This window comes from Mycobacterium sp. E3198 (assembly GCF_001667015.1).
Classification (GTDB): Bacteria; Actinomycetota; Actinomycetes; order Mycobacteriales; family Mycobacteriaceae; genus Mycobacterium.
Genome location: NZ_LZIS01000215.1, coordinates 1 through 9,755, shown reverse-complemented (window position 1 = coordinate 9,755; position 9,755 = coordinate 1). Strand labels below are relative to the sequence as shown.

The window sequence follows — 9,755 nt, the reverse complement described above, 5'->3', positions numbered from 1 at the left end:
AGAGCCCGGCATGAACTCAGGCACGCTGGTGGGGTCGCTGATCTTTGCGGCGGTGCTGGTGGTGGCGATCGCGGTGCTCATCCAGCTGATGATGCGCGGTTGGCGGCGCCGCGCCCAGCGGCAGCAGGAGCTGATCGGCGAGTTGCCCGACGTGCCCGACACGCTGGGCACCGCGAGCGTCACCACCCGCGGCGTGTACTGCGGCTGCACGATGGCGCCCTCGTGGAACGAGCGCATCACGGCCGGCGACCTCGGCTATCGCAGCAAGGCGGTGCTGACGCGCTACCCCGAGGGGGTCCTGCTGGAACGCGTTCGGGCCAAACCGATCTGGATACCACGGGAGTCGATCGCGGCGATCCGCATGGAGCGCGGCATCGCGGGCAAGGTGGTGGCCCGCATCGGGATTTTGGCGATCCGCTGGCGGCTGCCGTCGGGCCCCGAGATCGACACCGGGTTTCGGGCGAACCACCGCGACGAATACGACGCCTGGGTGAAGGAGGCCGCGTGAACAAGGCGCTACTGGTCCTCGAGGACGGCCGCGTCTTCACCGGGACGCCGTTCGGCAAGATCGGCCAAACACTGGGGGAGGCCGTCTTTTCCACCGGCATGTCCGGTTATCAGGAGACGCTGACCGACCCCAGCTACCACCGCCAGATCGTGGTCGCGACCGCACCGCAGATCGGCAACACGGGCTGGAACGACGAGGACGCCGAGAGCCGCGGCGACAAGATCTGGGTCGCCGGTTACGCGGTGCGCGACCCGTCGCCGCGCGCCTCCAACTGGCGCGCCACCGGGACGCTGCAGGACGAGCTGGTCCGCCAGGGCATCGTCGGGATCGCCGGGATCGACACCCGGGCGGTGGTGCGGCACCTGCGCAGCCGGGGCTCGATGAAGGCCGGCGTCTTCTCCGGCGAGTCGCTGGCCGAGCCGGCCGAGCTGGTGGACCGGGTCCGGGGCCAGCAGTCGATGCTGGGCGCCGACCTGGCGGGCGAGGTCAGCACCGAAGGTGCCTACGTCGTGGAACCGGAAGGGGTGCAGCGATTTACCGTTGCCGCGCTGGACCTCGGGATCAAGACCAACACCCCGCGCAATTTCGCCCGGCGCGGCATCCGCAGCCACGTGCTGCCGTCGTCGGCGACCTTCGAGCAGATCGCGGAGATCAGGCCCGACGGGGTGTTTTTGTCCAACGGCCCCGGCGACCCCGCCACCGCCGACCACGTCGTCGCGCTCACCCGCGAGGTGCTGGGCGCCGGAATCCCGCTGTTCGGCATCTGTTTCGGCAACCAGATCCTCGGCCGGGCGCTGGGCCTTTCCACCTACAAGATGGTATTCGGCCACCGCGGCATCAACATCCCGGTGATCGACCATGCGACGGGCCGGGTCGCGGTGACCGCACAGAACCACGGCTTCGCGCTGGAGGGGGAGGCCGGCCAGTCCTTCGACACGCCGTTCGGCCCGGCGATCGTCAGCCACACCTGTGCCAACGACGGGGTGGTCGAGGGCGTCAAACTCGCCGACGGACGGGCGTTTTCGGTGCAGTACCACCCCGAGGCCGCCGCCGGCCCGCACGACGCGGAGTACCTGTTCGATAGTTTCATCGACCTGATGGCGGGCCAGCAGTGACCACATCCCCCACTTCTCCCGCGAGCGTGCGCGTTTGTACGGCGACACGCCGTAATTCCTGTACAACTGCGCACCCTCGCGCCCAGGAGCACCGGAGGTGCGGGTAATGCCGCGGCGCACCGACCTCAACCACGTGCTGGTGATCGGCTCGGGGCCGATCGTCATCGGGCAGGCCGCCGAATTCGACTACTCCGGCACCCAGGCCTGCCGGGTGCTGCGCGCCGAGGGGCTGCAGGTCAGTCTGATCAACTCCAACCCGGCCACCATCATGACCGACCCCGAGTACGCCGATCACACCTACGTCGAGCCGATCACCCCGGCCTTCGTCGAGCGGGTGATCGCCCAGCAGGCCGAGCGGGGCAACAAGATCGATGCGCTGCTGGCCACGCTGGGCGGGCAGACCGCGCTCAACACGGCGGTCGCGCTCCACCAGAACGGGGCGCTGGAGCGCCACGGCGTCGAGCTGATCGGCGCCGACATCGACGCGATCCAGCGCGGCGAAGACCGGCAGATGTTCAAGGACATCGTCGCCAAGGTCGGCGGTGAATCGGCCCGCAGCCGAGTGTGTTTCACGATGGAAGAGGTCCGCGAGACCGTCGAGGAACTCGGGCTGCCGGTCGTGGTGCGGCCCAGCTTCACGATGGGCGGCCTGGGGTCCGGCATGGCGCGATCCGTCGAAGAGGTCGACCGGATGGCCGGCGCCGGCCTGGCCGAAAGCCCCAGCGCCAACGTGCTGATCGAGGAATCGATTTACGGCTGGAAGGAATTCGAGCTCGAGCTGATGCGCGACGGCAACGACAACGTGGTCGTCGTCTGCTCGATCGAGAACTTCGACCCGATGGGCGTGCACACCGGTGACTCGGTCACCGTCGCGCCGGCCATGACGCTCACCGACCGGGAATACCAGCGGATGCGGGACCTGGGCATCGCGATCCTGCGCGAGGTCGGCGTGGACACCGGGGGCTGCAACATCCAGTTCGCGATCAACCCGGTCGACGGCCGGCTGATCGTCATCGAGATGAACCCGCGGGTGTCCCGGTCCAGCGCGCTGGCCTCCAAGGCCACCGGCTTCCCGATCGCCAAGATCGCCGCGAAGCTGGCCATCGGGTACACCCTCGACGAGATCGTCAACGACATCACCAAGGAAACGCCGGCCTGCTTCGAACCCACCCTCGACTACGTGGTCGTCAAGGCGCCGCGGTTCGCGTTCGAGAAATTCCCCGGGGCGGACCCCACGCTGACCACCACGATGAAGTCCGTTGGCGAGGCAATGTCGTTGGGCCGCAACTTCGTCGAGGCGCTCGGCAAGGTGATGCGGTCGCTGGAGACCACCCGCGCGGGCTTTTGGACCAAGCCGGACCCGGACGGGGACGTCCACGAGGTGCTCGACCGGCTCCGCACCCCGACCGAGGGCCGGCTCTACGACATCGAGCTGGCGCTGCGGCTCGGCGCGTCGACCGAGCAGGTCGCCGAGGCCAGCGGCGTCGACCCGTGGTTCGTGGCCGAGATCGGCGAAGTGGGCAAGCTGCGCGCCGAGCTGGTGGACGCCCCGGTGCTCGACATCGACCTGTTGCGCCGGGCCAAACACAGCGGGCTGTCGGACCGCCAGATCGCCGCCCTGCGGCCGGAGCTGGCGGGGGAGGACGGCGTGCGCTCGCTGCGCGAGCGCCTCGGCATCCACCCGGTGTACAAGACGGTCGACACCTGCGCGGCGGAGTTCGAGGCCAAGACGCCCTACCACTACAGCAGCTACGAACTCGACCCGGCCGCCGAGACGGAGGTGGCCCCGCAGACCGAGCGGCCCAAGGTGCTGATCCTGGGGTCCGGGCCCAACCGCATCGGCCAGGGCATCGAGTTCGACTACAGCTGCGTGCACGCGGCAACGACGTTGAGCCAGGCCGGTTTCGAGACCGTGATGGTCAACTGCAACCCGGAGACGGTGTCCACCGACTACGACACCGCCGACCGGCTCTACTTCGAGCCGTTGACGTTCGAGGACGTCCTCGAGGTGTACCGCGCCGAACAGCAGTCGGCGGGCTCGGGGCCCGGCGTGGTCGGGGTCATCGTGCAGCTGGGCGGCCAGACCCCACTCGGGCTGGCGCAGCGCCTGGCCGACGCGGGCGTTCCGATCGTGGGCACCCCGCCGGAGGCCATCGACCTGGCCGAGGACCGCGGCGCCTTCGGCGACCTGCTGGCCACCGCCGGGTTGCCCGCGCCGAAGTACGGCATGGCAACGACTTTCGCCCAGGCCCGCCGGATCGCCGACGAGATCGGTTATCCGGTGCTGGTGCGGCCCTCCTACGTGCTGGGCGGCCGCGGCATGGAGATCGTGTACGACGAGGCGACGCTGGAGGGTTACATCACCCGCGCCACCGAGCTCTCGCCCGAACACCCGGTGCTCGTCGACCGCTTCCTCGAGGACGCGGTGGAGATCGACGTCGACGCGCTGTGCGACGGGACCGAGGTCTACATCGGCGGCATCATGGAGCACATCGAGGAGGCCGGCATCCACTCCGGCGACTCGGCGTGCGCGCTGCCGCCGGTCACGCTGGGGCGCAGCGACATCGACAAGGTGCGCCGCGCGACAGAGGCCATCGCGCACGGGATCGGCGTCGTCGGGCTGCTCAACGTGCAATACGCGCTCAAGGACGACGTGCTCTACGTCCTCGAGGCCAACCCGCGGGCCAGCCGCACCGTGCCGTTCGTCTCCAAGGCGACCGCGATCCCGCTCGCGAAGGCCTGTGCCCGGATCATGTTGGGCGCCACCATCGCCCAGCTGCGCACCGAGGGCATGCTGGCGGCCTCCGGGGACGGTGCCCACGCGCCGCCGCAGGCCCCGATCGCGGTCAAGGAGGCCGTGCTGCCGTTTCACCGCTTCCGCCGCGTCGACGGGGCGGCCATCGACTCGCTGCTCGGCCCGGAGATGAAGTCGACGGGCGAGGTGATGGGCATCGACCGCGACTTCGGCAGCGCCTTCGCCAAGAGCCAGACCGCCGCCTACGGATCGTTGCCGGCCAACGGGACGATATTCGTGTCGGTGGCCAACCGGGACAAGCGGTCACTGGTGTTTCCGGTCAAGCGGCTGGCCGACCTCGGCTTCCGGGTGCTGGCCACCGAGGGCACCGCGGAGATGCTGCGCCGCAACGGTATTCCCTGCGACGAGGTCCGCAAGCATTTCGAGCCGCCGCAGGACGGCCGGCCCGCGATGTCCGCGGTCGACGCGATCAAGGCCGGCGAGGTCGACATGGTGATCAACACGCCGTTCGGCAACTCCGGCCCCCGCATCGACGGCTACGAGATCCGCTCGGCCGCGGTGTCGGTCAACATCCCGTGCGTCACGACGGTGCAGGGCGCCTCGGCCGCCGTGCAGGGCATCGAGGCGGGGATCCGCGGCGACATCGGCGTGCGGTCGTTGCAGGAGCTGCACAGCGCGATCGGGCCGGGGGGCGGCCCGCAATGACCGGCTTCGGCGCCCGGCTGGCCGCGGCGAAGCTGGCCCGCGGGCCGCTGTGCCTGGGCATCGACCCGCACCCCGAGCTGCTGCGTTCGTGGGACCTGCCGGCCACCGCTGACGGGCTGGCCGCGTTCTGCGAGACCTGCGTCGCGGCGTTCGCCGGATTCGCGGTCGTCAAGCCGCAGGTGGCGTTCTTCGAGGCGTACGGCGCCGCCGGGTACGCGGTGCTGGAGCGCACCATCGCGGCGCTGCGTTCGGCCGGGGTGCTGGTGCTCGCCGACGCGAAGCGGGGCGACATCGGGACGACGATGGCGGCCTACGCCGCCGCGTGGGCCGGCGACTCGCCCCTGGCCGCCGACGCGGTGACCGCTTCGCCCTACCTGGGGTTCGGTTCGCTGCGGCCGCTGCTGGAGGCCGCCGCGGCCACCGACCGGGGGGTGTTCGTGCTGGCGGCGACGTCCAACCCGGAGGGCGGCACGGTTCAGCGCGCGACGTTTGACGGCCGGACGGTGTCCCAGCTGATCGTCGACCAGGCGGCCGTCGTCAACCGGTCCGCCACCGGCGTCGAGCCCGGATACGTCGGCGTGGTCCTCGGCGCCACGGTGTTCGAGGCGCCCGACGTCAGCGAGCTGGGCGGGCCGGTGCTGGTGCCCGGCGTGGGCGTGCAGGGCGGCCGCCCTGAGGCGCTCAGCGGGCTGGGCGGGGCCGCGCCGGGCCAGCTGCTGCCGGCAGTGGCCCGTGAGGTGCTGCGGGCCGGGCCGGACGTCTCCGACCTGCGCGCGGCCGGCGAGCGGATGCTGGACGCCGTCGCGTACCTGGGAGCCCTCTAGGCCGCGCCGAGTGTGAAATCTTGGCTTTCATTGTGAGCTGAAGGCGTGTATTGACCCGTTTTTGCGCCGCCGGCGCGCACTCAAAGCCGTGCGCGCACACGCCTCGGGACGAGAACCGCCTCAGTCGGAGGCGATGGCCGTGCTGGGCCGCGCGGTTTCCACGATCACCGTGGTGGCCTTGACGACGGCCACGGCCACGCTGCCGGGCTGCAGGTGCAGCTCCTGCGCGGCAGCGGTGCTCATCAGCGAGACGACGGTGTGGGGGCCGCACTGCATCTCGACCTGCGTCATCACCTTGTCGCTGACCACCCGGGTGACCAGGCCGACGAACCGGTTGCGGGCCGAGCTGCCGATGCTCAGGGGATCCGGCGGCGGACTCGGCGCGTTGGAACGCGAAAACTCGGCCAGATCCTCGCTGGCGATGACCTTCCGGCCGGCCGCGTCGTTGGTCACCGACAGCGTGCCCTGGTTGATCCACCGCCGGACGGTGTCGTCGCTGACTCCGAGCAGCTCAGCCGCCTGACGGATGCGCAGGTTCGGCACGGCTCGATCGTAACTGATGTTTGGCTGGGCGTTCCCTGAAACATCGCTGCGCACGGGCCGCCGACCTGCCGGTTGTCGGCGGGCGCGACACGCGCGACACGCCACGGAAAAATGCGTGATCCGCCGCACCCCGACTTGCGGCCCTTCGGCACGGCCGCGCATGGCTGTTCGCGCCGGGCCGTGCCGGACGCAGCCGTAAGCCTAAAACTGCACGTCAGACGCCATTTCTGGGACCGTCGAACAGCCGATTTCGCGCCGGAAATGGTGCCCCGCCGGGCCCGTCTCCGCGGCCCCGCGAGGACCCCCCACCGGGCTCGCCCGCGGGGTCCACGCTGCACATTTGCACAATTAACCAGGGGGGCGGGTTAGATTTCGTCAGGAAGGCTGAGTACGGTCATCTCCGCTGGCTGAAGTACCCGGCAGAGACAAAACGAGATCGATTATCGATTGATCAGATACGGAGGAATCGTGGCCCTTCCCCAGTTGACCGACGAGCAGCGCGCGGCCGCTTTGGAGAAGGCGGCTGCCGCTCGTCGCGCGCGAGCAGAGCTCAAAGACCGCCTCAAGCGCGGCGGCACCAACCTCACCCAGGTACTCAAGGACGCCGAGAGCGACGAAGTCCTGGGCAAGATGAAGGTGTCCGCCCTGCTCGAGGCGTTGCCGAAGGTGGGCAAGGTCAAGGCGCAGGAAATCATGACCGAGCTGGAGATCGCCCCCACCCGCCGCCTGCGCGGCCTCGGCGACCGGCAGCGCAAGGCCTTGCTGGAAAAGTTCGGCTCCGCCTAACCAACCCGGCGACGATGCAGGCCGAACGGCCTGTGGGGGCACCGACTCAAGGGCGCCAGTGAGCGCCGGCGAGGGGCCGGACGTCGCGCAGGGGGCACGCCCCGAGCCAACCGGCAAGGGGCGTGTGGTCGTGCTGTCCGGTCCCTCCGCGGTCGGCAAGTCAACCGTGGTGCGGTGTCTGCGCGAGCGGATCCCCAATCTGCAGTTCAGCGTGTCGGCCACCACTCGGGCACCGCGGCCCGGCGAGGTGGACGGGGTCGACTACCACTTCGTCACCCCCGCCCGCTTCCAGCAACTGATCGACGACGGTGCCCTGCTGGAATGGGCCGAGATCCACGGCGGGCTGCATCGGTCGGGCACGCTGGCCGACCCGGTGCGGGCCGCCACCCGGTCCGGGCTGCCCGTGCTCATCGAGGTCGATCTGGCCGGGGCGAGGGCGGTCAAGAAGGCGATGCCCGAGGCCACCACCGTGTTCCTCGCCCCGCCCAGCTGGGAGGACCTGCGGGCCAGGCTGGTCGGCCGCGGCACCGAGACAGCGGAGGCCATCCGCCGCCGCCTCGACACCGCCCGCGTCGAAATGGCGGCCCAAAACGACTTCGACGAGGTGGTGGTCAACAGTCGATTGGAGTCTGCGTGCGCCGAATTGGTATCCTTGCTGGTGGGAACTGCGCCGGGCATGGCCGCAGCCACACCAGATTCCATCGACTCCAATCCGCCAGGAGATAGACCTACGTGAGCATTCCCCAGTCCGACGCGACGCTGACCGCCGTGGACCAGTTCGATCCGTCGGCAGGCGGACAGACCGCCTATGACACCCCGCTGGGCATCACCAACCCGCCCATCGACGAGCTGCTGGACCGGGTGTCCAGCAAATACGCCCTGGTGATCTACGCGGCCAAGCGGGCCCGCCAGATCAACGACTACTACAACCAGCTCGGCGAGGGAATCCTCGAGTACGTCGGTCCCCTGGTCGAGCCCGGGCTGCAGGAAAAGCCGCTGTCCATCGCGATGCGCGAGATCCACGCCGACCTTCTCGAACACACCGAGGGCGAGTAACAGGCGGGCCGGGCGCGCTGTGGACCGCGAGCGGACCGCCAAACAGGTCGTCGTCGGCGTCTCCGGGGGCATCGCCGCCTACAAGGCATGCACCGTCGTTCGCCAGCTCGCCGAGGCGGGCCACGACGTCCGCGTCATCCCCACCGAGTCCGCGCTGCGCTTCGTGGGCGCCGCGACCTTCGAGGCGCTGTCGGGCCACCCGGTGCGCACCGGCGTCTTCGACGACGTTCCGGAGGTGCCGCACGTCCAGCTCGGCAAGCAGGCCGATCTGGTGGTGGTGGCGCCGGCCACCGCCGACCTGCTGGCCAGGGCCGTGGCCGGCCGGGCCGACGACCTGCTGACCGCCACGCTCCTGACGGCGCGCTGCCCGGTGCTGTTCGCGCCGGCGATGCACACCGAGATGTGGTTGCACCCGGCCACCGCCGACAACGTGGGCACGCTGCGCCGGCGCGGCGCGGTCGTGCTGGAACCCGCGTACGGGCGGCTGACCGGCGCCGACAGCGGGGCGGGACGGCTGCCTGAGGCCGAGGAGATCACCACCCTGGCCCAGCTGCTGCTGGAGCGCCACGACGCGCTGCCCTACGACCTCGCCGGCTGCCGGGTGCTGGTCACCGCCGGCGGCACCCGCGAACCGATCGACCCGGTGCGGTTCATCGGTAACCGCAGCTCCGGCAAGCAGGGCTACGCGGTCGCGCGGGTCGCCGCCCAGCGCGGCGCCGAGGTCACCCTGATCGCCGGGCACACCGCCGGCCTGATCGACCCCGCCGGCGTCAACGTGGTGCAGGTCAGCTCCGCGCAGCAACTCGGCGAGGCGGTGTCCAAGCACGCGCCCGCCGCCGACGTGCTGGTGATGGCCGCCGCGGTCGCCGACTTCCGGCCCGCTCAGGTCGCCGCCGCCAAGATCAAGAAGCGCGCCGAGGAGGACACCGCGGCGCCGACGATCGAACTGGTGCGCAACGACGACGTGCTGGCCGGCGCGGTGCGGGCGCGCGCGCACGGGCAGCTGCCCAACATGCGCGCCATCGTGGGGTTTGCCGCCGAGACCGGCGACGCAGAAGGCGACGTGCTGTTCCACGCGCGGGACAAGCTGCGGCGCAAGGGATGCGACCTGTTGGTGGTCAACGCCGTCGGCGACAACAAGGCGTTCGAGGTGGACAGCAACGACGGCTGGCTGCTGGCTTCCGACGGCACCGAGTCGGCGCTGCCGCACGGCTCCAAGACGCTGATGGCCAGTCGTATCGTGGACGCGATCGTGGCGTTCCTGCACGGCCACAGCGGGTAACGGGGTTTACTTCGCTACGGCGCCCGCGCGGGCGCCGGCTGACGCCGGAAGATATTATTCGACTAACTAACTATTGGAAGGGTAGAGACTGTGAGCGAAAAGGGTCGGCTGTTTACCAGTGAGTCGGTGACGGAAGGGCATCCCGACAAGATCTGTGATGCGATCAGCGACTCGGTTCTGG

General features: G+C 70.1%; 10 protein-coding genes. 9 read left to right on the top strand and 1 reads right to left on the bottom strand.

Going from position 1 to position 9,755, the window contains the following annotated elements:
- Positions 1 to 10 precede the first annotated feature (10 nt).
- The 4 genes from A5673_RS23020 (at position 11) to pyrF (ending at position 5,907) form a co-directional block, all read left to right on the top strand.
- Positions 11 to 508: a transporter gene (locus A5673_RS23020; RefSeq protein ID WP_068237979.1), complete on the top strand. Its 498-nt coding sequence runs from the start codon at positions 11 to 13 to the stop codon at positions 506 to 508.
- Positions 505 to 1,623, top strand: a complete 1,119-nt coding sequence (gene carA / locus A5673_RS23015) for a glutamine-hydrolyzing carbamoyl-phosphate synthase small subunit (protein ID WP_068237977.1) — start codon at positions 505 to 507, stop codon at positions 1,621 to 1,623. Before A5673_RS23020 ends, carA begins: the two co-directional genes overlap by 4 nt.
- A 106-nt stretch (positions 1,624 to 1,729) precedes the next feature.
- Positions 1,730 to 5,083, top strand: a complete 3,354-nt coding sequence (gene carB / locus A5673_RS23010) for a carbamoyl-phosphate synthase large subunit (RefSeq protein ID WP_068237974.1) — start codon at positions 1,730 to 1,732, stop codon at positions 5,081 to 5,083.
- A complete protein-coding gene (pyrF, locus tag A5673_RS23005) occupies positions 5,080 to 5,907 on the top strand; it encodes an orotidine-5'-phosphate decarboxylase (protein WP_068237969.1) in 828 nt (275 codons plus the stop codon). Before carB ends, pyrF begins: the two co-directional genes overlap by 4 nt.
- Positions 5,908 to 6,027: 120 nt before the next feature.
- Here the strand turns inward: pyrF and A5673_RS23000 are convergent, their stop codons facing one another.
- Positions 6,028 to 6,450: a molybdopterin-binding protein gene (locus A5673_RS23000; RefSeq protein WP_068237967.1), complete on the bottom strand. Its 423-nt coding sequence runs from the start codon at positions 6,448 to 6,450 to the stop codon at positions 6,028 to 6,030.
- Positions 6,451 to 6,918: 468 nt separating this feature from the next.
- Here A5673_RS23000 and mihF point away from each other — a divergent pair, with 468 nt between their 5' ends.
- The 5 genes from mihF to A5673_RS28665 all read left to right on the top strand — a co-directional run.
- Positions 6,919 to 7,236 (top strand): integration host factor, actinobacterial type, encoded by a 318-nt coding sequence (gene mihF, locus A5673_RS22995; RefSeq protein ID WP_003407240.1) that lies wholly within the window; start codon positions 6,919 to 6,921, stop codon positions 7,234 to 7,236.
- Positions 7,237 to 7,294: 58 nt separating this feature from the next.
- Positions 7,295 to 7,972 (top strand): guanylate kinase, encoded by a 678-nt coding sequence (gene gmk, locus A5673_RS22990; protein WP_068237965.1) that lies wholly within the window; start codon positions 7,295 to 7,297, stop codon positions 7,970 to 7,972.
- Positions 7,969 to 8,292: a DNA-directed RNA polymerase subunit omega gene (rpoZ, locus tag A5673_RS22985; protein WP_068237963.1), complete on the top strand. Its 324-nt coding sequence runs from the start codon at positions 7,969 to 7,971 to the stop codon at positions 8,290 to 8,292. The genes gmk and rpoZ overlap by 4 nt, the downstream gene beginning before the upstream one ends.
- Positions 8,293 to 8,311: 19 nt before the next feature.
- Positions 8,312 to 9,574 (top strand): bifunctional phosphopantothenoylcysteine decarboxylase/phosphopantothenate--cysteine ligase CoaBC, encoded by a 1,263-nt coding sequence (gene coaBC, locus A5673_RS22980; RefSeq protein ID WP_068237961.1) that lies wholly within the window; start codon positions 8,312 to 8,314, stop codon positions 9,572 to 9,574.
- A gap of 90 nt (positions 9,575 to 9,664) precedes the next feature.
- The coding region (locus A5673_RS28665; RefSeq protein ID WP_156748522.1) for an S-adenosylmethionine synthetase N-terminal domain-containing protein at positions 9,665 to 9,755 on the top strand (91 nt) is incomplete at its 3' end.